The sequence below is a fragment of the Bowmanella sp. JS7-9 genome (genome assembly GCF_004329715.1).
In the GTDB taxonomy this organism is placed as follows: Bacteria; Pseudomonadota; Gammaproteobacteria; order Enterobacterales; family Alteromonadaceae; genus Pseudobowmanella; species Pseudobowmanella zhangzhouensis.
On record NZ_JXSY01000005.1, the window covers coordinates 88,123 to 110,913 of the forward strand.

The 22,791-nt window shown below is 47.1% G+C and carries 25 protein-coding genes and 1 other RNA gene; 4 read left to right on the plus strand and 22 right to left on the minus strand.

Annotated features, from left to right (window positions below):
* Positions 1 to 5 precede the first annotated feature (5 nt).
* The 13 genes from TK45_RS16390 to TK45_RS03040 all read right to left on the minus strand — a co-directional run bounded on the left by TK45_RS16390 (position 6) and on the right by TK45_RS03040 (position 13,099).
* The gene (locus TK45_RS16390; protein WP_256372525.1) at positions 6 to 128 is read right to left on the minus strand and encodes a hypothetical protein; all 123 of its coding nucleotides are present in this window, start codon (positions 126 to 128) and stop codon (positions 6 to 8) included.
* A 61-nt stretch (positions 129 to 189) separates the two neighbouring features.
* Positions 190 to 942, minus strand: coding sequence for a DUF2063 domain-containing protein (locus TK45_RS02985; RefSeq protein WP_165490682.1), 753 nt, complete (start codon positions 940 to 942; stop codon positions 190 to 192).
* Positions 935 to 1,774 carry a DUF692 domain-containing protein gene (locus tag TK45_RS02990; protein WP_131257402.1) on the minus strand — a complete coding sequence of 280 codons (840 nt, stop codon included), beginning with the start codon at positions 1,772 to 1,774 and terminating at the stop codon, positions 935 to 937. Before TK45_RS02990 ends, TK45_RS02985 begins: the two co-directional genes overlap by 8 nt.
* Before the next feature lie 46 nt (positions 1,775 to 1,820).
* Complete coding sequence (locus tag TK45_RS16315) at positions 1,821 to 2,687, minus strand: hypothetical protein (protein ID WP_254426532.1); 867 nt, start codon at positions 2,685 to 2,687, stop codon at positions 1,821 to 1,823.
* 134 nt (positions 2,688 to 2,821) lie between these two features.
* The gene (locus TK45_RS03000; RefSeq protein WP_131257149.1) at positions 2,822 to 4,087 is read right to left on the minus strand and encodes a lipopolysaccharide assembly protein LapB; all 1,266 of its coding nucleotides are present in this window, start codon (positions 4,085 to 4,087) and stop codon (positions 2,822 to 2,824) included.
* 5 nt (positions 4,088 to 4,092) lie between these two features.
* Entirely contained in the window at positions 4,093 to 4,707 is a 615-nt protein-coding gene (locus TK45_RS03005; RefSeq protein ID WP_131257150.1) for an energy transducer TonB, read from the minus strand.
* 5 nt (positions 4,708 to 4,712) lie between these two features.
* Positions 4,713 to 5,111: a biopolymer transporter ExbD gene (locus tag TK45_RS03010; RefSeq protein ID WP_131257151.1), complete on the minus strand. Its 399-nt coding sequence runs from the start codon at positions 5,109 to 5,111 to the stop codon at positions 4,713 to 4,715.
* 12 nt (positions 5,112 to 5,123) lie between these two features.
* Positions 5,124 to 5,648: a MotA/TolQ/ExbB proton channel family protein gene (locus TK45_RS03015; protein WP_131257152.1), complete on the minus strand. Its 525-nt coding sequence runs from the start codon at positions 5,646 to 5,648 to the stop codon at positions 5,124 to 5,126.
* Between the two features lies 1 nt (position 5,649).
* Positions 5,650 to 7,005, minus strand: a complete 1,356-nt coding sequence (locus TK45_RS03020) for a MotA/TolQ/ExbB proton channel family protein (protein ID WP_131257153.1) — start codon at positions 7,003 to 7,005, stop codon at positions 5,650 to 5,652.
* Between the two features lie 5 nt (positions 7,006 to 7,010).
* Complete coding sequence (locus TK45_RS03025; RefSeq protein ID WP_131257154.1) at positions 7,011 to 7,784, minus strand: DUF3450 domain-containing protein; 774 nt, start codon at positions 7,782 to 7,784, stop codon at positions 7,011 to 7,013.
* A gap of 365 nt (positions 7,785 to 8,149) precedes the next feature.
* Positions 8,150 to 8,671 carry a DUF3016 domain-containing protein gene (locus TK45_RS03030; RefSeq protein WP_131257155.1) on the minus strand — a complete coding sequence of 174 codons (522 nt, stop codon included), beginning with the start codon at positions 8,669 to 8,671 and terminating at the stop codon, positions 8,150 to 8,152.
* A gap of 239 nt (positions 8,672 to 8,910) precedes the next feature.
* A complete protein-coding gene (locus TK45_RS03035; RefSeq protein WP_131257156.1) occupies positions 8,911 to 11,790 on the minus strand; it encodes a TonB-dependent receptor in 2,880 nt (959 codons plus the stop codon).
* Between the two features lie 220 nt (positions 11,791 to 12,010).
* Positions 12,011 to 13,099 carry a tryptophan 2,3-dioxygenase family protein gene (locus tag TK45_RS03040; RefSeq protein ID WP_131257157.1) on the minus strand — a complete coding sequence of 363 codons (1,089 nt, stop codon included), beginning with the start codon at positions 13,097 to 13,099 and terminating at the stop codon, positions 12,011 to 12,013.
* Positions 13,100 to 13,207: 108 nt separating this feature from the next.
* Here TK45_RS03040 and TK45_RS03045 point away from each other — a divergent pair, with 108 nt between their 5' ends.
* Positions 13,208 to 13,480: a late competence development ComFB family protein gene (locus TK45_RS03045; RefSeq protein WP_131257158.1), complete on the plus strand. Its 273-nt coding sequence runs from the start codon at positions 13,208 to 13,210 to the stop codon at positions 13,478 to 13,480.
* Positions 13,481 to 13,497: 17 nt separating this feature from the next.
* Here TK45_RS03045 and ffs read toward each other — a convergent pair.
* Positions 13,498 to 13,594, minus strand: an RNA gene (gene ffs / locus TK45_RS03050) — signal recognition particle sRNA small type.
* Positions 13,595 to 13,659: 65 nt separating this feature from the next.
* Positions 13,660 to 14,712: a Glu/Leu/Phe/Val dehydrogenase dimerization domain-containing protein gene (locus TK45_RS03055; RefSeq protein WP_131257159.1), complete on the minus strand. Its 1,053-nt coding sequence runs from the start codon at positions 14,710 to 14,712 to the stop codon at positions 13,660 to 13,662.
* A gap of 217 nt (positions 14,713 to 14,929) precedes the next feature.
* Here TK45_RS03055 and TK45_RS03060 point away from each other — a divergent pair, with 217 nt between their 5' ends.
* The gene (locus TK45_RS03060; protein ID WP_131257160.1) at positions 14,930 to 15,394 is read left to right on the plus strand and encodes an Lrp/AsnC family transcriptional regulator; all 465 of its coding nucleotides are present in this window, start codon (positions 14,930 to 14,932) and stop codon (positions 15,392 to 15,394) included.
* 4 nt (positions 15,395 to 15,398) lie between these two features.
* Complete coding sequence (locus tag TK45_RS03065) at positions 15,399 to 15,956, plus strand: DUF1415 domain-containing protein (RefSeq protein WP_131257161.1); 558 nt, start codon at positions 15,399 to 15,401, stop codon at positions 15,954 to 15,956.
* Between the two features lie 27 nt (positions 15,957 to 15,983).
* Here the strand turns inward: TK45_RS03065 and TK45_RS03070 are convergent, their stop codons facing one another.
* Entirely contained in the window at positions 15,984 to 16,541 is a 558-nt protein-coding gene (locus tag TK45_RS03070) for an alkylphosphonate utilization protein (RefSeq protein WP_131257162.1), read from the minus strand.
* Positions 16,542 to 16,751: 210 nt separating this feature from the next.
* On the opposite strand from TK45_RS03070, the gene TK45_RS03075 reads away from it, so the two are divergent.
* The gene (locus TK45_RS03075) at positions 16,752 to 17,384 is read left to right on the plus strand and encodes a hypothetical protein (protein ID WP_131257163.1); all 633 of its coding nucleotides are present in this window, start codon (positions 16,752 to 16,754) and stop codon (positions 17,382 to 17,384) included.
* Positions 17,385 to 17,391: 7 nt separating this feature from the next.
* Here the strand turns inward: TK45_RS03075 and alr are convergent, their stop codons facing one another.
* From alr to TK45_RS03105, 6 genes are all read right to left on the minus strand, one after another.
* Positions 17,392 to 18,468: an alanine racemase gene (gene alr / locus TK45_RS03080; RefSeq protein ID WP_131257164.1), complete on the minus strand. Its 1,077-nt coding sequence runs from the start codon at positions 18,466 to 18,468 to the stop codon at positions 17,392 to 17,394.
* 8 nt (positions 18,469 to 18,476) lie between these two features.
* Entirely contained in the window at positions 18,477 to 19,334 is an 858-nt protein-coding gene (locus tag TK45_RS03085; RefSeq protein WP_131257165.1) for an aminotransferase class IV, read from the minus strand.
* 127 nt (positions 19,335 to 19,461) lie between these two features.
* Complete coding sequence (locus TK45_RS03090; RefSeq protein ID WP_131257166.1) at positions 19,462 to 20,355, minus strand: biotin-dependent carboxyltransferase family protein; 894 nt, start codon at positions 20,353 to 20,355, stop codon at positions 19,462 to 19,464.
* On the minus strand, positions 20,343 to 20,996 hold the full coding sequence (locus TK45_RS03095) for an allophanate hydrolase subunit 1 (protein WP_131257167.1): 654 nt from the start codon (positions 20,994 to 20,996) through the stop codon (positions 20,343 to 20,345). The genes TK45_RS03090 and TK45_RS03095 overlap by 13 nt, the downstream gene beginning before the upstream one ends.
* Complete coding sequence (locus TK45_RS03100; protein WP_131257168.1) at positions 20,996 to 21,721, minus strand: 5-oxoprolinase subunit PxpA; 726 nt, start codon at positions 21,719 to 21,721, stop codon at positions 20,996 to 20,998. Before TK45_RS03100 ends, TK45_RS03095 begins: the two co-directional genes overlap by 1 nt.
* Positions 21,721 to 22,782, minus strand: coding sequence for a cysteine synthase A (locus tag TK45_RS03105; protein WP_131257169.1), 1,062 nt, complete (start codon positions 22,780 to 22,782; stop codon positions 21,721 to 21,723). The genes TK45_RS03100 and TK45_RS03105 overlap by 1 nt, the downstream gene beginning before the upstream one ends.
* Positions 22,783 to 22,791: the final 9 nt, after the last annotated feature.

Here is a 22,791-nt window from a genome sequence, read left to right on the forward strand (position 1 = left end):
TAATCTTAATGGAAAAAGAATACGTCCCAACCTGCGAGCGTTGGAGCCAGTGCCATCAGCACTAATGCTACCAGGGCAGCTAACAGGTACTTTACATTGAATGGATCTTTGAAATTTGGATCAGCCATACTACTTACTCTCCGATTAACAGGCGACAAATGGTAGCGGAAAGTCGTAAAAATTAACAGATTATTGCGGTCGAATTCGTTGTATCACTGTCTGCGTAAAGAAGCCCTGTACCGCCTCGATGCATTGTTGTTCAAATAAAGCGCGATCAGCTATGGCATCCGAATCAACATAGCCTTGCACTTGTTCAATCAGCTGAGATAACTGGATACCTGGGGACTGGTGAATAAGGTGCAAAAGTAGCATGCTTAAAGGACTTACTACCACAAACTGAACCTCATCACTTTCATCACGAAATATCAGAATTTGTGTTTGTTGAGGTTGAATATCAGCCTGATTTTCTGGCGAAATCACATGAACCGGATAGGTGTATTGCAGCAAATTAGCCAATGGCGACAACCAAACTGAGTCACTTAGCTGCAAAGTACCTAACTCAATGTGCGCTTCGCCTTTACGCACACTAATTTCCAGTTCCTGCCATTCATAATGGGCCAGTTCGGTAGCATATTCTGGCAATTCGTTACCGTCGTGGCTTTCAGCCAAATAGGTGACAAATTCGCCGGCAATATGAATAAAATGCGGACTCTCACAATGATGCTCTCGAATAAAATCTCGCACCAGAGCACTCCATTTGCCTTCGCCAAGACATTGGCTTAGTACAGGAAAGCCGTTATCCAGAAAGCTTTTAATATTGTTATAAAAAAGCTCCTGATAGATTTTCATGCGACGGGGTTCGACCCATGTATCTTGCGGGTACTGTTCCGGCGTGCGAATTCGCTGACTAAACTCTCTTTGCAGTTTGAATAGTTCAGCCATTGACAACGTCCAGTACAGATTTAAATTCAGCCTGAATTGATCTGATAGCCTCAACTTCTTTAAGCAAATCAACCAGTGGCGGAATATTAAAATCACGTTCCAGTGTCGTGGGAAAGACGCCATGGGTTTGGTATGCAAATCGCAATAAGTCCCATACCTGAGGTTTCACATCGGCACCATGCGTATCGACCAGTAAATCATCAGCCTCATCAAAATGCCCGGCTATATGCCCGTAAACAATTGATTGTGAGGGTAGCCCCTGAATAAAGGCTTTAGCATCGTAACCATGATTGATGGCATTAACATAAACATTGTTAACATCTAACATTAACTGACAACCCGACTGGCCAATAACCTCACAGATAAAGTCTAATTCCGTCATCTCTTGCCCTGGAGCAGCATAGTAAGAGACGTTTTCCAGAATCAAAGGCCGCTGAGTAATTTCCTGCACCTGCTGTATTCGATCAGATACATGTTTCACTGCCTCCGTAGTGAAGGGAATCGGCATAAGGTCATATAAATGACCATTCATAGAACAGTAACTAAGATGTTCGCTATAAATGTCGATGTTATGTTGGGTAAGAAATACGTTCAGGTCTTTAACGAAATCCACATCTAACGGGTCAACACTGCCAATCGACAGAGATAATCCGTGAGAGGTAAACCGATAGGCATCGGTTAGTTTTTTAAACACCTTGGCATATCGTCCACCCAACTCCATCCAATTTTCGGGGGCTATTTCCCAAAAATCCACAGGGACTTGCCCCGGCCAGCTTTCGATCTCTGCCAGCATTGAGCGTCGTAAGCCCAGGCCTACACCATTTGATTTCATTAATGACCTTTGGGAACAGCCGGTGAGACCACCGGCATATTCAAGATTACTGCGTAGAGCCGCACTTACCTTCTTTCTTGGCTTTATCGCCACCACATTTACCTTCTTTCATGGCTTTGGCTTTATCACCGCCACACTTGCCTTCGCCACATTTACCTTCCTTCATGGCTTTGGCTTTATCTTCGCCGCATTTACCTTCACCACACTTACCTTCTTTCATGGCTTTGGCTTTATCTTCACCGCATTTGCCTTCGCCACACTTACCTTCTTTCATGGCTTTGGCTTTATCTTCACCGCATTTGCCTTCGCCACATTTACCTTCTTTCATGGCTTTGGCTTTATCTTCACCGCATTTGCCTTCGCCACATTTACCTTCTTTCATGGCTTTGGCTTTATCTTCACCGCATTTGCCTTCGCCACATTTACCTTCTTTCATGGCTTTGGCTTTATCTTCACCGCATTTGCCTTCGCCACATTTACCTTCTTTCATGGCTTTGGCTTTATCTTCACCGCATTTGCCTTCGCCACATTTACCTTCTTTCATGGCTTTGGCTTTATCTTCACCGCATTTGCCTTCGCCACATTTACCTTCTTTCATGGCTTTGGCTTTATCTTCACCGCATTTGCCTTCGCCACATTTACCTTCTTTCATGGCTTTGGCTTTATCTTCACCGCATTTGCCTTCGCCACATTTACCTTCTTTCATGGCTTTGGCTTTATCTTCACCGCATTTGCCTTCTTTATTTGCCTTATCGCCACCACACTTCGCTTCTTGTGCGATTTGCATATATCCGCTATCCAGTTTCTCTGCAGAAAATGCCATGGCATTGACACCAAAACTCGCCGCCGTAAATGAGCCGATTACCACAGCCCCCAACGCCTTTGATATCTGTGTTTTCTTTGTATATTGCATAAGTAGAGTCCTTTTAAAAAACAGGCAAATGCCCGGTTAAGGTAGCAGACCAAAACCAACAACAAAAAATTTCAGTCGATATATAAAATAACTTTTTAGAGGTATAAAAAAAGCCCCTTGAGGGGCTTTTTATTTTAGAGCTTGATTTTGCGATTCTTCGCTTTTTCTTCAATGTAAGGTTTCCAGCTTCTTGCACTACGGGCAACGTCTTTGTCTTTCATTGCCAGATTTACGTGTTCGTAAGCATCTTTAAACTTACCTTGATAGAAGTACGCTTCCATCATTGCCATATGGATAGAACCAATCTTTTCACCGCCCTGAAGAGCCTTTTCAAGTGCCGACAATGCACCTTTATAGTCCTCAGCAGCCAAAAGTAATGTTCCCTGACGACGATAATAATCGTAGTTAGTTTCCATATCTGCGGCTTTACCAAAATATTCAGCCGCTTTCTTGTATTCTCTCGCCTGCAGATAACTATTACCTACAGAGGACAGTAACGCAGCGTCCGCCTTTAGCATGCCTGACTTAATATGCTTCTCTAATACGGTTGCCGCTTTATAAGGCATTTCGTTAGTCGCATACAGTTGAGCAAGTATTTTGATATTGTTTGGCTTGTCCAAGAAGCCTGCGCCATAGGAGACATCAAAAATAGCGAGTGCTTTTTTATAGTCTTCTACGAGAAAGTAGAACTGTCCTAGTTGAACCCAAAACTGAGGGTTATCAGGAAAGATTCGCACTAACTCTTCACCAACTTCAACGGTTTCTTTGTACATCTTGCGCTCATAATACGAGGCAATTTTCAATTGATACGCGTTTTTGTTGGGCTTGCCTGCTTGCTTGTAAGCGTTGATAGCTTTATCAGCCGGTTCTATTATCTGTGCTAACTTACCGTCTGAGTAATACGCCTGACCAAGTCTCAGATAAACATCTGGATCTTCTTTACATGTGTAAGTCAACAGGGCTTTATATGCATTAACCGCATTGCCCCATTCCTTTTCCATCATGTAAAGGTCTGCAAGCGTGCGCATAGCGTTTGCTTGCTCACCATCGTTCAACTCTTTGGCGTCAACTGCCCGCTTCATGTACTTCAGTGCTTTCGCAGTATCCGTAGAAGCATAAAGGCCACCAATGAATTTATCGACATACGCCTGGTCGAAACCATCTGTGTCAATATCGAGCAAAATAGCCAGTGCTTCGTTTGTTTGATCTGCTGAATACAGTTCATACGCTTCACCAACTTTTTTACCGACACGTTGACCTGGCACTTTGGTTGGGCTGGCTTTATAACCGGGACACACGATTGGCGCGCCACCGGCCTGCGCCAATGAAGATGCTGAAGACAGCATCCCCACCATTGCAACGCCAGTCACCAATAGGCGATTAAGGGTTAACTTTGACATAACCATTAGTTATTCCCCTCCAGTTTAAAGTCCAGTTGCACCATGATGCCTGGTTGAGGAACAGGCTTACCATCAACAACTTTAGGTTTATATTTCCAGCGACTCAGAGCGCGACGTGCTTCACGGTCAAACACACGCTTAGGTTCTGCATCGACCACTTCAATATCCTGTACAGCACCTAACTCGTCGATAGTGAAGGACATTTTTACCCATCCTTCTAAGCCATCACGAGCAGCTTGTGCTGGATATTTAGGTTCAATACGAACAATTGGCGTTGCTTCACCATCACGCATCATTTGCCCAGGGGCACCGATATCAACCGATGCACCACCCACATCCAAACTTGGCAGGCTAACAGATACTGTGCTGCTGTTGTTTGATGTGTCCGGCTCCACCGGTGGCAGCTTTGGCGGCTGCTGTGGTGGTGGAGGCGGTGGTGGTGGCGTACGAGTACGTGTTTGTGTAGCACTGTCTGGTTCTGTCATCACTATATCAATTACTGGCGCCGCAGTTTTATCTTCATCCGGACGTGAAGTGTTAGCGATCAACGCTGCCATCACCACGAACAGACCGAAAGTTACTGCTGCACCAAGTAGTATTGCGATTAACACTCGAACCATATTACTTACTCTTTCGCTGCTACCGAGATTCGATCAATCCCTGCTTCTTTAACTTGATCCATGACTTCCATAACGATGCCATGTTTCGCTTCTTCATCAGCCTGGATGAATACAACCTCAGATGGTTGCTCGGCTAACAAACGCTCAACTTCAGCAGACACCAGATCAACGTCAACCATACGCTTATCAATCCAAACTTCACCGTTTGAGTTGATAGCGATGAAGATATTGGCCTTCTTCTGCTCAGATTTGTTTTGCGCTTTAGGTTTGTTCACTTCGATACCAGCCTCTTTTACGAAAGAGGTAGTTACGATAAAGAAGATCAGCATGATGAACACGATGTCGAGCATCGGTGTCATGTCGATCGCTGCATCTTCTTCTTCTGCACGATGTTTACGAGCCATAAATTTCTCTCTTTAATGATGAGGCATGCTATCAATCAGTTCTTCTTTCAGCATTTTAACTTTTGCTTCTAGTCGAGAACTGAAAAACACACCAGATAATGCTGCTACCATGCCGGCCATGGTCGGAATTGTCGCCATGGAAATACCACCCGCCATCAAACGAGGGTTACCGGTCCCTGTTACCGCCATGACCTCAAATACACTGATCATACCGGTTACCGTACCTAAAAGTCCGATTAATGGACACATAGCTACCAGGGTCTTAATTAACAGCATTCTCTCACTAAGTTTGTCTGATGCTTGCGAAATCCATGCTTCACGGATTCTATGCGCGTACCAGGAATTAGTATCTGTACGGGCGTCCCAGTCAGTAACCATCTTTTTGAAGATTACCGGGTAACCCGATACCAAAAACCAATACCGCTCAATCATCAAAACCCACATGACGAAGAGCGCGGCAGCAACGATATAAAGAACATCACCGCCGGTCGCGATAAAATCCCTGACAGATTCCCAAAGTTCTATCAGGAATAACATATTAAGCTTTCTCCGCCTCTGCGTGGGCAGCGATGATGCCCGCAGTTTGCTCATCAAGAATGTGAACTACAGATTTAGCAATACCAGCGACAATAGCGTGAGCCAGAATCAGCGGTAATGCGGCAATAATACCTTGCGCTGTAGTTACCAGTGCCATTGAGATACTACCTGCCATCAACTTAGGATCGCCTGTACCGAACAGAGTAATCTGTTGGAACGTCAGAATCATACCGATAACGGTACCTAACAGACCCAGCAACGGTGCGATAGCAGCGAAGATCTTAATCAGGTTAATGCCTGACTCAATGCTTGGCAGCTCTTTCAGAATCGCTTCGTCCAGTTTCAACTCCAGATTCTCAACATCCGCATTCTTGTTCTCTTGATATACGGTTAAGATACGACCAAGAGGGTTATTGCTGGATGGATTAGCTGTGTTTTTCTTCTGTGCAGCGATTTTGCCTTTCAGACCCAGTAAGGTGATTACCTTAACGATGAAGATCAGCAAGCCCAGGGCAAGAATCACAGTAATCACGTAACCTACGTAACCACCGGCTTCATAACGCTCCATCATAGTTGCTTTCTGCTTGAACAGGTTCAGGATTTGGCCCTGAGATGGGTCAGCATAGAAGGCAACCACTTCACCAGCATTAGCAGAATTTAAATCCATTGCAGAAGCTGCCTGGAAGTCAGACGGCTGACGACCCAGTGGCTCGATTTGCTTAGTGTCTTTGTTGTAAGTCAGGTAACCGTTGTCAGCTACCAGGTTGAAGGTACCAACACGTACCACGCTCTTACGTGATACACCGCCTTCAAGATTAACAACATCAGCGTCAAACTTAGTGACTTTGCCAGACTCAGTCATTTCAGTTTGTAATGCGAACCACAGCTCTTCTAACTCAGACAGGTTAGGTAAGCCTTTTGACTCGTTCGACATTTTTTCCACTACGTCAGTACGACCTGGATATTGTGCGCTTACAACTGACGTTGCGATACGACCATACGCATCACCGGCAGCAGAACGAACCACACCGAACATTTCACCTAACGTACCAGTTGCATCTTTCAGCTCCTGAGACTTGTCAGCCAAGGTTTGTTCATTTTGCGCGTATTGTGCTGCTAAACGGTCACCACGTTGTTGCTCGGCTTTTAATTCAGCCTGAGCTTTGCGCAGTAATGCTTGCTTGTCAGCTTGTGCAGACTGGAACTCTGCTTCACGCTGCGAGTTAATACGCGCTTCGCTTACGCGGTTTTTCTTTACTTGCTCTAACAGTTGGTCAAGAGAAGTAGTAGTTTGTGCTTGAACTGCTGTTACTGCTAAAGCGGCAGACAGCAAAACAGATTTGAATACGAATTTCATTCTGATTACTCCGCGGCTCTTACTGGTAACTTAATCAGATCAACTGGCTCAAGTTTACGAGCCATTTTGATCGCTTTGGTCAATGAGCTGAGGTATTCCTCATCCAGCACTTCCCAAGTACGAGCTTGATTGTTCCACATCCAGCCTGACTTTTGGTCCAGTGACTGAGCCAAGAATACAGTGCGGCCTAAGCGGAAGAAATCTACAGTGATGTCCTGGCCGTTGTATGCCAGCGTACCAGTGTAAGCCTGGATACCGTCACCGTATTCATTTTCGATTTTGTACGCTTCCAGTACCTTACGGAACTGCTCAGATACAGATACGTTCGCACGAGTCATCAGGTCACGTAATGTTTCAATACGCGCTTTACGTTTCTCGTAATTGATCGGTACGTCCAGTTCGATGAACTGCTCTAATGCGTCGATCATTCGATACATCAAAGGAACCACACCACGTTTGGTTTCTTCGATTGAGTCAATTTGACGTTGCAGAGAGTCGATCTCTTCCTGCTGAGAGCGAACCAGAGTCGCTACGTGATCGTTATAAACCTTCAGGTTTTCGGTTTCGTCAATCACAGAACGATATTCAACCAGCAATTCCTGAGTTTGCTCAAAAATGCCATCGATTTTCTTCTGAGATTTCACTGCAGCGACACGAATTTTGTCTTCTTCTTTTTGAATTTCATTCAAAGGATCTGCAGAAACCATCTGGCTGCATCCCAACGCCATAATACCGGCGATAGAAGCAGAAATGATATTTCTCTTGCTTACTTTGGACATAGTTCCCAACCATTAATTTGTTGTGAATCCTCATCTTACGGCTCTATACCAAAGCGATGAGGGGCTTGACTTAACGAATTGTTATAGGAGTGTAGCATCAGTTAAAAAATTGACGCATACGACTTCGGGATGTTCTCATGGGGTACACAAATTTGTCAAGACACACCCCGCTTTGCCTAAAGGTTTGGGCATTTAGCATCCAATTTAATGGGCCAGACCCAGAGGTCTGATTAAATAGCAACCAACCGACAAACAAATGAACTTGTTATTAATACAAATCAACCCAAATTGGTGGGATGAAAACCTCAAATACCGAGTTATTCATCAATAAAAAAGGTGGCATGTGCCACCTTTTTTTTCAATTCTTAGGAAGATTTAAGTTTTCCCAGCTCTACTAAGCTCGGAAGAAGCATTTCCTCAGACCACTTTTCAATTAATTGCTTCTCAAGATAAAAATCTGTCTGAGAGCCTTTCATGCGAAACGCACCGTGCTTCGCGGCCTTTTCCTTAATGTTTTGCACTGAGGCATGTAAGGTTTGGCCATCGCTGTCTTTGATTTCCAGAATGAACTTCAGTCGTGGGAAATCCTGATCGCGGACTTGTCTGATTTTTACCGCTAAACCTTGCGATACTTCACCGGCCAAATCTACATCAATTACGGTAATATTAATAATCAGGCTATCACTGGATTTAGCGATTTGTTCCTGAAAGGCCTGCGTTAACTCATCCTGGATACGCTGGCGAAAGTTTTTACGGGATTGGGTATTACCTTCCACGATATCGGTAAAACTATCCATATCGCGCCATTCAACATTGACGGTTGCCGCATAAGCACTGGAACTCAATACAACTAGGCTTGCGGTAAGCAATTTAAAAATATTTCTCATCGTTACGCTCCTTGAACTTAGGTTATTTACCTAATCAGCATACTCATCCAACGTAGATGAATACAAATACCAAAGCAACACTATATGCGCACCAAAAAATGGTGGCTACGGTTAATTTGTAAAAAGATATGTGAATCGAACGTAAATCAGTGTTTAACCGAAACACTTATATCAGCTGTCTTCCAAATGACCAAAAAAAAACCCCGCCGAAGCGGGGTTTGTTTATTCACGCAAGATGATTAGAAGCGAATGTTCGCGCTAAACATAACCTGACGTGGAGTCTGGAAGCCAACTGGCAACATGAAGTCTTCGTTCGCGCCGCCTGACTCAGCATCTTCGTCGAAACGAACTGCGTTTTGAGCATCAAACACGTTGAACACGTCAGCTTGTAACGTTACGTCTGCATCACCGAAAGTAGTACGGTATTGCAGGCTCAGGTCTAACTGAGTAGTCCAAGGTGTACGACCGAAGCTACCACGAGGCAGGAATGCATCGCCAACATAGTATGTTTGGCCATAAGCATACTCGTCGAAGCCATCGCCGTAACCTTCTGGCAGACCTTCACCGAAGCCGTTAAGTGGACGACCTGATTGAATCAACAGGTTGGCACCTAATAACAGGTTCTCAGTCAGAGCGTATGAACCGTATGCTTTGATAGTATGGCGACGGTCGTTTGGCAGGTTACCGTTAGCACCGTCCATCAGGTATGGGAAGTCCCAGTCAGTTGTCAGACCAGCGTCGTCCTGACCGTTATCTGATTTGACGTAACCTTCAGCATTACCGTAGCTGTGTGCCCATGTATAGGTGATGCTGGCAGACCACAGGTCATCCCACTGCTTCTCTAACATGAAGTCCCAAGACAACCACTTACGCTTCGGATCTGGGTAGCCCAGGTCAGCAGCTGAGATAGTCACTTGCTCTAACACGCCATCGCTGTCTGTGTCGTAGTAAGTAGTGATGTCAGTGTTAGGGTTAGTCAGCACGTATACGTTGTGGCCGTGGTCGTCCCAACCATTCTTACGAATGGCTTTGTCGATAGTGATATCGTCGATAACAGACTTCAGGTCACGGTGAGTGAACTTCACGCTCAGAGACCAGTCGTCGTTCAGCATGGTTTGATAACCTAAGATGAACTCGTCCTGATACATTGGCTTGATGCTGGTATCCAGTACTTCACGTACATCTGGAACCGTACCATCACTGTACTGTACGCCACCCAGGTATTCACCCAACTGTGGAGTATCATCAGCGTTCAGACCTTCAAGGATATACCAGTCAGCAGTGAACAGTTCAGCACCCGCCATACGGATGTTAGTGTTTGCTGCGATAGGCAGGTGATAACGACCGTAGTTTACGAATACTTTAGAGTCGCCGTCGCCGTTAACATCCCAAGACAAGCCTAAACGTGGTGCGATTTGGTTATCAACTTTGATGAACGTTTCGCCCTGGGCGTTTTTGTTCTCGAAAGACTCTGAACGCAAACCTAAGGTTGCAGTCAGGGTGTCGCTGATAGTCCAGGTATCTTCGATATACAGAGCGTTAGACAGAGTCTCGAACTCACCGCCTGACTCGTATACACGCACACGTGCTACGTCAGTACCGTCAGTGTCTGATTCCCAGCCGATAGCGTCAATGCTGTCGCCTGCATCATAGATGTAGTAGCCATAGTAAACGTGGCCAGAATAGAATGAGCCAGCAACTGACGTGTTGGTTTCGCTATCGAAACCGAAACGTAACTGGTGGTCACCCAGCGCGTATTCACCGTCAATACGGAACGCTTCACGGGTATCTTTTCCTGCTTCTGGAACAGAGTTAGTCCAGCAGCCCAGGTTTGCACGAGCTGGATCCCAACGGATAATCAGCGGGCAAGTTTCATCGAACGGGCTTTGGTCAGTCAGGTCAGCTTCGTTTTTACCCCACAATGCAGACAATACGAAATCGTCTGTGATGTAGCCGGTATATTTCAAGCTTAAGTTTTTACCACCACGCTTAGACAGTGAATCACCCTGGTAATCTTTTGCACCAGTGTCGATGTCGTATGCGTATGTTTGGCTGGTAGTAGTGCGTTTGTCAGAGAAACCAGTGAATTCCAGCTTGTGGTCATCAGTGATTTGCCAGTCAATTTTACCACCCCAGAATGCGTCATCAGTGCTGTCTTTGTAGAACGTAGATGTGCCTGACACGTACTCGTTAGTGATATCGCGTGGGTTATACAATACATAGAAGAACAACGTATCTTCGATGATTGGACCTGACAAGTAGATGTTTGCGTCCAGTTTAGAGTACTTGTCTTCATCGTTGAAGATCAGGTATTCACCGTTACGACGTAAAACGTTGCCGTTGTACTCTCGCAATGCATCAGGCGTGTAATACAGGTTTGCACCGTATTCCCAATCGTTGCTACCGCTCTTAGTAACAGCGTTGATTACACCACCGGTTGAACGACCAAATTCTGCAGAGTAACCACCAGTTTTAACCTGGAATTCTTTGTAGAATTCGAATGGGATAGTAGAACCACCCAGACCGTTACGGAAGTTAGAAACGTTCAGACCGTTTACGAAGTAAGCGTTTTCTGCAACCGATGCACCACCGAATGACGCCAGGTTACCGAAGCGGCTATCACCTTTAGTAGTACCAGGAGCTAACAGAGCAACAGAGGTTGCGTCACGCGCAATTGGCAGACGAGCCAGCTCTACCGCACCGATGTTCAGTGCAGCTTCAGAAGAAGTGGTGTCGATCATGCTGATCATACGGCCAGTTACTTCGATTTTTTCAACACCTTCAGCGTTCATTGGGATGTTGATTGAAGAGCCACCAATGCGAACATTGATATCTGGCAGAACCTGAGTCTCATAACCTGCTTTAGATACGGTAACTTCATAGCTACCAACTGGCAGGTTCAGGAAACGATAAGAACCGTCAGCGTCTGCAACTACTGAGCGCTGGAAGCCAGTCTTCTTATCTTTAACGGTGATTGTTGCACCAGCAACAGCCATTTCTTTAGAGTCAACGATTAACCCTTTCAAAGAACCGTCATCGTTACCTGCGAATGCAGGTGCAGCTACGCCAAGCGCAGCAGCAACGGCAAAAGCCGTAACGCTTTTCTTGAATGTGGACATATTTTTCTCCCTGGACCACTAATATTTTTTTAGTGATTCGTGTTAATAACTGAATGAACAGCTTTTTTGTTAGATAAGGCTTTAACCTCGAATCGATTTTAAACACAGTTAAAACGGAGGGTCAACAGGCCTTTAGCTGATCTGCGTCGAGTTTTTCACGACTTTTTTATCAATTTTGATTTTTATTTCGTAATCATTAGTTTACTAATCGAGCAACCAGCTAAACGCACTGAAATCGCAACTTGCTTCTGACAGAGTCGGGCAATTGCGGCAAACTCCCTTTTGGCAACAGGAACGTGGCCATATTAAAAAAGTCGGTAAAGACGCGGTTGGCTTCGGTCGTACGTTTTAAATATTCATGCCCTGATGAGCCACCCGTACCAATCTTGCTACCTAGCATGCGCTGGACCATCATCGCGTGGCGAAAGCGCCAAATCGTCATGTTTTCATCTATCTCGGTGAGGCAGGTAATAAACTGGTGCGCCAAATTAAACATGGGTTCTTCGCGATATTGCTCAATAAACAGAGCAGCCAGCATCGCCTGATGTGACAGACGGAAATCACCACGCTCCTGTAACTGGGTATATTTATCGCTGTCAAACAGTGCCGAGAAATGTTCACGTACCTTATCTAGCTCCGCTAACTCACGACTAATCTGTTCTTCGCTAAGCGTATCGTTTGCTTTGATTGTCTCTGCATCAGCAAGAAGCATGTCTTCAGTTGCATTACGGTAATGCTGCCAAAACTTAAATTCGCCGAGATCCAAAAATGGCATACGCGCCAACCATTTATCCACTAATTCGAACAAGCTGGGCTTGCCCTCTAAGCGAGTCAGGAAAGCACGATCTTCATCATTTAATCGGGTCAGGAAACTCTGTTGATCGAAGTCGATTCGAAATGCTCTTTTCAACCCGAGGCTGATTTCCAGCATCTTAAACTGAATACTTTGAAAGCCGGAGGCAGGTACCAAATAATCGCGGAATGACAGAAAATCCTGCGGTGTCATGGTCTCCATGATTGCAATCTGATCATTCAGCAGCTTTTGAATCGCCACCACGCGTTTCAGTCTGTGCACGACTTGCGGGAGTTGCTGATCTTCAACCTTTTCTGCCGAGAAGGTCTCAATGACGGAATGCATTTCATGCAGAATTTGCTTGAACCACAACTCATATGCCTGATGCACAATAATGAACAGCATTTCATCATGGGCTGGCTCACCATAGCGGCTACTGTGCAACGATTGCGCGCCCAGCAACTTGTCGAGGCCAAGGTAATCACCGTAATAAACTGGCTCTTTATTCTTTTGCATTGTTTTTTCTCGGAAAATTTTTACTGCATCTTAACATTTGACCTATCCTGCTCTATACCAAAACAGTAGGATTTGTACATTGCAGTTTGTTACGGGGAATTGACACACATGAAGTTAGATGACGACATCCACAATTACTATGAGCATCTGGTGATTGAGCGGATCACCCAACTTGGTCTGGATAAAGAGAAATCGCAGGATTATCTGGCTGATTTATGTTGCCTGGCATTGAATCAGGTACCACCTCGCTACATTCGTTATGAGGTCGACATGGCCTTCTATCTGGCCCCGAACGAAAAGCTGCAGATGCAAATGAACGTCAATAACGCCATCGACAAAGCGATAAAGTTTTTAGATGAGCAAAAAAAAGACAGGGAATAACTGAGGTTTGGGTGGCGGCCTTCCAGCCACATCCCGGCACATGAGTCGTCTGCTGCGGCTGCTCCCTTCCGGGCCTGACCGAGTTCACAGAGTATCATTGCGAGAGGACCAAAAGGCCACCATTGATACGCCTGATTGAGGCGGCGCGCATTATGCGTGTTCCGCCCCATCGATGCAAGTTACTTTGCGCTGAAACGTTCTTCCGCCATCAGGTTTGCGACGATATTGGTCGCATCACCCTGCTGCTGAGAACGCATAAAGATTTCCGTTAATGTTTCACCGATTTGTTCGATGTGCGTACGCAGCGCAGCGTTGCTGCTGTCGATATTCTGATGATAAATATCAATAACACCACCAGCATTAATAACGTAATCAGGTGCATACAGAATGTCGCGCTGACGCAGAATTTCACCGTGACTTTCATGGGCTAACTGGTTGTTTGCAGCGCCGGCAATCACACTAAAATTAAATTGCTCAATGGTGTCATCATTTATAACAGCACCAAATGCACATGGTGCAAACACATCTGCCTTCACCGCGTAAATCGCTTCCGGTTTCACTAGGGTAGCGCCTAATAGTTTTTCCGCTTTTTCCAGATTATCCGGGAAGATATCTGTGACGATAAGATTCGCGCCCGCTGCGTGCAGCAATTCGGCCAGGCGATAGCCCACATGACCAAGGCCCTGAATCGCGACAGTTAACCCATCTACGCTACGGCCCAGACGCTGTTTAACCGAAGCCTGAATGCCCACGAAGGTGCCATATGCAGTCGCCGGTGAAGGATTACCATCAGCCTCGCCACCGTGATAGCTGTACTTTGCCTGTGTACCGGCAACGTAATCACAACGTTGTGCCATTAACTTAAGACTTTGCGGAGAAATACCGGAATCTTCGGCGGTCACATACTTACCCCCTAAAGACTGAACAAAGTCGCCCATTGCGTGCATCAATGCCGGCGTAATATCTGTGCGTGGATCACCAATAATTACTGACTTACCCCCACCTTGTGGCAAGTTTGCCAGAGCTGACTTGTAGGTCATTCCACGGGATAAACGTAATACGTCGTTTAAGGCCTCTGCACTGCTGGCATAAGGCCACATCCGGCATCCACCGAGCGTCGGTCCCAGGTTGGTGTTGTGCACGGCAATAATGGCTTTCAGACCGGTCTTTTCATCGAAGCGAAATGCAATGTGTTCATGGTTATCAAAAGCTGGATGTTCGAATAATGACATAACGTACCAAGGTAGTTGTTAATAGGGTGTAAAGGCGCATATGGTAGCGCAACTATACGAGGATAGGTGTTGCAGTTTGTAGCGATGGGAATTGAACACTGGAAATAAAATATTCCAACAATCGGGCCTTAACCTGATATTCGTCCTAATAATTCCAATTGAAAAAAACAAAAATTTTAAGCATCCTTACTTTCCTGTAAAAATTTTTGCCTTACCTATGAAACTGGATAAATTCGACAAACAAATACTGCGCACCCTGCAACAAGACGCAACTGTTTCTATGGCTGAACTGAGTAACCACGTAGGGTTATCTCATACACCATGCTGGCGACGCGTGAAACGCCTGGAAAAGGACGGCTTTATACAGCGCAAAGTCACGTTACTCAATAACAAAAAGCTCAATTTAGGTGTCAGCGTATTTATTTACGTGTCGCTGAAAAATCATGACGAGACCTCATTAAACCGCTTTGAAGCAGCAGTACAGGACATCGATGAAATTGTCGAATGTCACACCACCAGCGGTGATCGCGATTACCTGCTCAAAGTAGTGGTCGAAAGCATTGAAGAATATGAACTGCTGTTAAAGAGCAAACTCACCCATCTGCCGAGCGTCGACCATATCAGCTCTACGTTTGCCCTCAAGCAAGTCAAATACACCACAGAACTGCCAATAAAAGGGTAAGTCATTGTCACAGCAAACACTCGATCTCGTTCAGCGCTGGCTGGACGAGATCGTTATTGACCTGAATTTATGTCCCTTCGCCGCCCGTCCGCGCCGTCAGGATAAGATTCGGATCGCGCTATGCCCCAGCGACGACACCGAGGCAATCATGTCTGTGCTGGCCAGTGAGATTGGGCATCTGAATACCAACATCGCGACCGAAACGACCTTGCTGGTACTGGAAAATGGCTTTGACGATTTTATCGATTATTTGGATCTGGTTGCCGAATGCGAAGACTGGCTGGCCGATAAAGGCTATGAAGGTATTTATCAGATTGCCTCATTTCATCCGGCCTATCAGTTTGCCGGCACATTGGCGCAGGACAGAGAAAACTTCACCAACCGCGCTCCCTACCCCATATTACATCTGTTACGTGAAGCCGAACTTACCAGAGTAATCGACCAGTACCCGGATACCGACAGTATTCCCCAGCGTAATATTGACTTGCTCAATAACATGCCAGCGGATGAGTTCGAACAGCGTTTCTGTCCGTTTATACATACAAAAAAGCCCGGTAACTAAGCCGGGCTTTTTATCACTTGATTGTGATTAGTTTTTCTTCACATATTTGGTCAAAATAACAATCTTGGTGCCGTTAACCCGCCCCTCGATATGCTCAGGATTCGACGTCAGTGAGATGCCGCGCACCGGTGTTCCACGCTTGGCAACAAAACTGGTGCCTTTTACGTCTAAATCTTTAATGATCGTGACGCTATCACCGGCTTGCAGGCGGACGCCATTTGAGTCCAGGTGAACAATTTCATCGACATTACCCGCCTCGACCCAGCTTTGTAACTCGTCATCCAGATACAACATATCCAGTGCATCCTGCGCCCAGCTCTCTGCGCTGATCTTATTCAACAATCTGGCAGATAACACCTGTACCGCGGGTACCTGGCTCCACATGCTGTCGGTCAGGCAGCGCCAATGATGCGCGTCAATGCCGCCCGGATCTTTGCTGTGCTGCGCACAGGTTGCGCATAACACGACATCAGCACTAAAGCCAACCGGTGCATCCGACACCTCGACAGCCTCAAGGCCATCCGTGCTACCACATAATTCACATTTCTCGCCGCTACGGGCAGCTAAGTCAGCTGAAATTGCCATAAATCCCCCTAAAAATTTGCGGGTATTATCCGCATATTTAGTGCCCCCTCAAGTAATTTAGCCAATATCCACGTATTTTCGTGATTCTCGCCACGAGCCCGAGATGATCTCATCATCAAATCAATACAATTTGATTTAAAATCAATAACTTAATATTTTGGTTTGATTTTTGCCTAGCAAATACAACTAACAATAACGTGAGAAAACTCAATGAAAAAATTATTACTTGCCAGTGTGATCACCTGCTCCATGGGCTTGAGTGGCTGTATTGTGCATGTCGGCGGCCATGGCGACGACAGTGACATCGAGTTCGGCTACGTCCGTAGCAATCAGTCCGACTTGTCCAGCGTTAACAGTGACTTACGCATCGAAACACATCGTCAGGTTGGGGATGTCAGCAACGTCAATGGCAATATCGAGTTGCAGGCGTTTGCTGCGGCCAAAGATATCGATGCGGTTAACGGCAATATCGAGCTTACCCACAACAATCAGGCAGACAATGTGAATTCGGTCAACGGTGACATACGCACCAACGGCAGTCACATCGCGCATAATATCGAAAGTGTGAATGGTCAAATCAAGGTGCATAACAGTCAGGTAAGCGGCGATATCATCAGCCTGAACGGCGATGTTAGTTTGGATGGCTCTTCGCACATTAAGGGCGATATCGTATTTAAAAGTAAGAAACGCAGTTGGTGGTCTGGGAATAACAACCACCAACCTACGCTGACGATAAGCGCCGATTCGCAAATTGACGGACGAATTATTTTGCAGCAACCGGTCAGGCTAGACGTGGCGAACCCTGCACTCCTGAACAAAGTGGACTACGCCTACAAGGCTTAAGCGTCTGCTATTCGGTATAAACCCGTGGAACTCTGGCCGGCATCGCTGCCAGAGTTTCGTAGGCTAACGTGCCAGCTTGCTGAGCGACGTGGGCAACCGGAACCTGGCTGCCCCAACACTCGGCCACATCGCCGCAGATAACACCTTTAATATCAGTAACATCAACACACATCATATCCATCGATACCCGACCAGCAACCGGCGCGCGCTGACCGCGAATAACGACAAACGAATCACAGGTCGTTACACGGGGATAACCATCGCCATAGCCAACCGACAAGGTGGCAATCACAGAAGGACGCTGTGCAGTCCAGGTCGCACCATAACCGACGGACTCCCCCGACTGAACCTGATGCAACGCTATGACACTGGCTTCCAATGTCATTACTGCTTTTAACTGACTCGCTAAGGCATGTTCATAGGCCAGCGGTGACGTGCCGTAAAGCATCAGACCCGGTCTGGCAATGTGTCCATGGGTCTGCGGCAACGACAACAATGATGCAGAATTGGCGATACTAACAGGTAATCTGAACTGCTGTGCCAGTTGCTGAAACAGCACCAATTGGCCCTGTGTATGCGGATGATTGAACTCATCCGCGCAAGCCATATGGGTCATCAGCGTCAGACTTCTCACCCAGGGTAAGTTGTTTAACGAATTGATTGCCCGGACAACCTCGCTATGTGATAAACCTAACCGGTGCATGCCTGTGTCATATTTAATCCAGACATCAATTGGCTCAGGAATCTTTGCTTCCAGCGCCCAGGCTAACTGATAGTCAGAGGCAATCAGCATGGTAAGTTGATTGGCAACGATGTCGCCTATTTCACCACGCTCATGGGCACCTTGCAGCAATAGTACCGGCTTATTAATACCGTTTTGACGTAACTCCAGTGCCTCTGAAAGCATACCCACCGCAAAACCGTCAACCTCTTGCTCAAGCGCACGTCCAATAGCCGCCGCACCATGTCCGTACGCATCGGCTTTGACGACCGCTAAACAGGCAACACCAGTCGTCTGTTTAGCAAACTGGTAATTGTGTCGGAGGTTGGCAAGATTGATTTTGGCCTGGGTTGGTCGGGTCATGAACTGCTCTAATAATCGTATTTTTGCTGGCCGTATAAGGCAATCACATCCTGCCAGACTTTACCTGGCAGACCGTCGCCCACGTTGCGGCCATCCAGCTTTAATACCGGTGACACTTCTTTACTGGAACTGGTCAGCCATATCTCGTCCGCCGCGCGAGCCTGTTGCAACCCAATTGCCCCTTCCACCACCTGATATTTGTTCTGCTTACGCAGCATGTCCAATAACATCAGGCGGGTTATACCCGGCAAAATATGGTTATCCAATGCGGGAGTAGAAATAACGTTACCTTGCACAACGAACACATTGGCGCTGCTGAATTCGGTCAGATTTCCCTGGTTGTCATATAACAACGTGTCATTGCCCCCCTGGGTTACAGCTTGCTGAAAATGCATAACGTTACCCAGCAAAGAGGTGGACTTAATGTGACAGCGCTGCCAACGAAGGTCCTCAGCGCTGACAACCTTTAATCCCTTCACAGTTTGCGGCGACTCACTTGGCGGCGTAGCAATAGGAAAAACGAACATAAAGATCGTGGGCGAGACATCTTTCGGATAGGCATGAAAACGGGTGACATCTGCGCCACGACTCACCTGAATATAAACCCCCCAGTTACCCACTGGGTTTTGGGCCAGCAATCCATCAATGGTCTGTTGCCAGTGAGCGTCATCCCAACCCGTGGTTATCTCAAGCGCAGCCAATCCATTATTCAAACGGGCAAGGTGCGGTCGCAGTCCAACGGTTTTGCCTGCATATGCCGGAATTACCTCATATACACCGTCGCCAAATAAAAATCCCCGATCTAACGGTGAGATACGCGCTTCAGATAATTTGACAAATTCACCGTTTAAAAATGCGACTGACATGGCTACCAAACATATAAGGTTAAAAGACTGAGCAGTTTATCCTATCTGCGATGCGTTTCGCAGTTCATTTCGCACAGATTTATCCTGCAAATAACTGAAAAGCCATAGGATATTGATGAATCGCGGTTTAATTGAGGTGGTTAGCAGCAAATCGGCTCAACAAGCGAAAACGCACTTTAGTACCCGGCCTCGCCTGGGCCAGACGAGCACAATCAGATTCGATTACTGAGCCTATTTTAGGGTAGCCGCCAAGGGTCTGATGTTCCCCCAGCATCACAATCGGTTGTCCGTTATCGGGAATTTGCACGGCACCTAATCCCAGCCCTTCAGATACCAGGCGTAATTGACTGGACGGCAGATTAACCCCGGCTAATCTCACCCCCATGCGACCAGATTCAGCACTCACAGTAAAGGGCTGAGAAAAAAACACCTGCTTAAGTCCTTTGGGTAGTTGCCGGAACTGATAGCCCGGGACTAACGATAAGGTTAATTGCCACGGATATGTGAGTCGCTGGGCGAATGGAATGGTTTGGATTGGTATATCGGTAAGGGGATTGCCCTGAATCACGTCGCCATTTTTGTAAGGCCTGCCCTGATTCGCTCCCAGCTCTTCGCGCACGCTGCATGATGGGCTGGCAAAGCTGGTCGACTCATGTAAGTGCGCCGCCATGCCCAAATAAATATAATTACCTTGCGTCAGCGGACCAATACGTAAGTGTTGCCCCGCCTTAACTTTAAAAGTGCGATACATAGGCACTCTTACACCATCCAGGTAAATTTGCCCGTGGCCACCGCACAATGCGACTTGCACAGTCTGTGCGAATCTCAGTTCTATATTGCCCAGCGCCATTTCCACACAAGGAGCCAATGGTTCACGCTTCAGTAACTGATTGACCTGCATCAGGCTGATTGCATCCACAGCAAAGCAGGGACTGACCCCGTAATGAGATAATCCTGCACGGGTAGGACCTTGCAAGGTGGTTAACGGACCCGCACGTAAAAACTCAATCAGGGCAGCCATTGCCTGACCTCACTGATGGTACAGGGAGTAAACCGCACGGTGTCTCCCACATTCAGCATAACCGGCGGCTCAGCCGATCGCTGGAATAGCGGCATAGGACAAATACCGATAATATGCCAGCCGGCCGGCGACGCCTGGGGATAGACTGCACTCCAGCGTTCAGCCAGTGCAACCGAGCCAGGCGGCACACGGGTACGAGGACGCATTCGACGTGGTAACTGGAACGTATCCGGCACACCCGACAGATAGGCAAATCCTGGCGCAAAGCCGATGGCTTCAACCGTAAATATTTGATTTGAGTGCCAATTAATCAATTGGTCTGAGGATACCTTTAACTGACGACAAACTTCATACAGATCCGGTGCGAATGCGGGGTCATAACACACGGGTAAAACATGTTGCGTCGAAGCCAGACGTGCGCTGGCAACGGGTTGCCAGTGGCGAATTTTACGGCGTAAGGTAAATACATCAATTCGTACAGGGTCAAACTGAACATACACTGATTCAGGGGCGGCAACGGCGTCGATAACGCCAATCTGGCGGAAATTATCCCGTAACCAATGTGCCAGTGCCGACCATTCAAGGATGCTGAATTCCCCGTAAATGATCAGACTATTCGCCCCACCCTGCTGAATTTTCATTAAGTCATCAGCGCCCGGATATCTTTTAGTAATGCCAGCGCCTCAGGGTTATCGCCATGCACGCATAAACTGTCCGCCTGAACAGCGATAACCGCGCCGCTGGCGGTGGTCACGGTCTGGTGCTCAATCAGCTGCGACGCCTGGCGCAGCGCATCACTGTGACTCAACACCGCCCCCTCGATCTGACGTGGTATCAGGTCACCGCTGGCGGCGTACTGGCGATCGGCAAACGCTTCAAACAGCAGCGACAAACCAAATTGTTTCGCTTCACAGCTCAAGACTTGTCCATTAGGCCCAGCCAACACCATCAGAGACAACGACATGTCATATTGCGCCATTGCCTTGTAAATAAGGTGACGTAATGCTTCATCATGCATCATATCGTTATACAAGGCGCCGTGTGGCTTCACATAGACGAGTTTGCCGCCCTGCACCTTGGCCATGCCATCCAGTGTACTGAGTTGGTAATGCAGCCACGCTATTAATTCTTGTTCAGACAACGCCATACTGCGGCGACCGAAACCTTGCCGATCCGGATAGGAGGGATGAGCACCAATTTGAACATTGTGCTCCAGCGCCATGGCGATGGTCCGCTGCATCACAATTGGGTCACCGGCATGCACGCCACAGGCAATATTGGCCTGATCAATCAGCGGCATCACCGCGTCATCGGCCCCCATCTGCCAGGCCCCATAACTTTCGCCCAAATCGCAGTTAAGGCGCATTAATCAAGCATCCCCTGCCAGTTAACTTGTACAGCTTTGGCGCTGGCCTCATCACTGGCATAACGCGTGGTGAGCTGGTCAATTGTTTCAAATGTGGGGCCAAGGCCGCGCCCAGCCAGGTAGTCAGGGTTATACAGTTTCCCTGCCGAGCGTTCGCCTAAATCACAAGCGAACGTAACAATCGTTTTGCCAGGGCCGCGCTGAATCGCGGCCATCAATGCGCCGGCCACATTCAGAGCACTGCTGCTGCCCAGCAAAATCCCATCGTGATCGCGCACATAGCGGGCTATGGTGACAATATCCGCATCACCGATATTAATCGCCGTATCAATACGCGCCTGTTTGAAATTATTCACCAGGCGCATAATGCCAATGCCCTCAGTCATCGAGCCGCCATTATTTTTGTATTCGCCATGTTGCAAAAAGTGATAGACCCCGGAGCCGTCAGGGTCAACCGACCACACTTCAATGTTCGGATTACATTCCTTTAAGTAGCGGGAATTTCCCGCCAATGTCCCACCGGTTCCTGCAGAGGACACCAAAATGTCTATCTTGCCGCCGGTTTGCCGCCAAATTTCTGGGCCGGTTTGCAGATAATGAGCCCTGAAATTACTCAGATTTTCGAACTGATTTGCCCAAAATGCATCTTCGCGGCTCTCGGCAATACGCCGGGCCTGATGATAAAAGTGATCCTGATTTGCAAATGGGCACGGTGGTACCGTCTTGAGCTCTGCGCCAAACAAACTGATTGCCTGCGCTTTTTGTGGTGATTGATCATTCGGCATCACTATTAAAGCATTCAATCCAAACGCTTTCGCCACCAACGCCAGGCCGATACCTGTGTTACCGGCAGTGCCTTCTACGATAGTCATGCCGGGTTTGAGTTCACCCGTTTGCATGGCATCGGTAACTATCTGTAAGGCCGCACGGTCTTTAATCGAGCCCCCAGGATTTTGGAATTCACACTTCACATAAATATCGCTGCCAGATAGCGCCGATAAGCTGGGTATTTTCAGTAAATCTGTATTGCCGATTAACTCGGCGATATTATTTGCGCGCATTTAACCTAA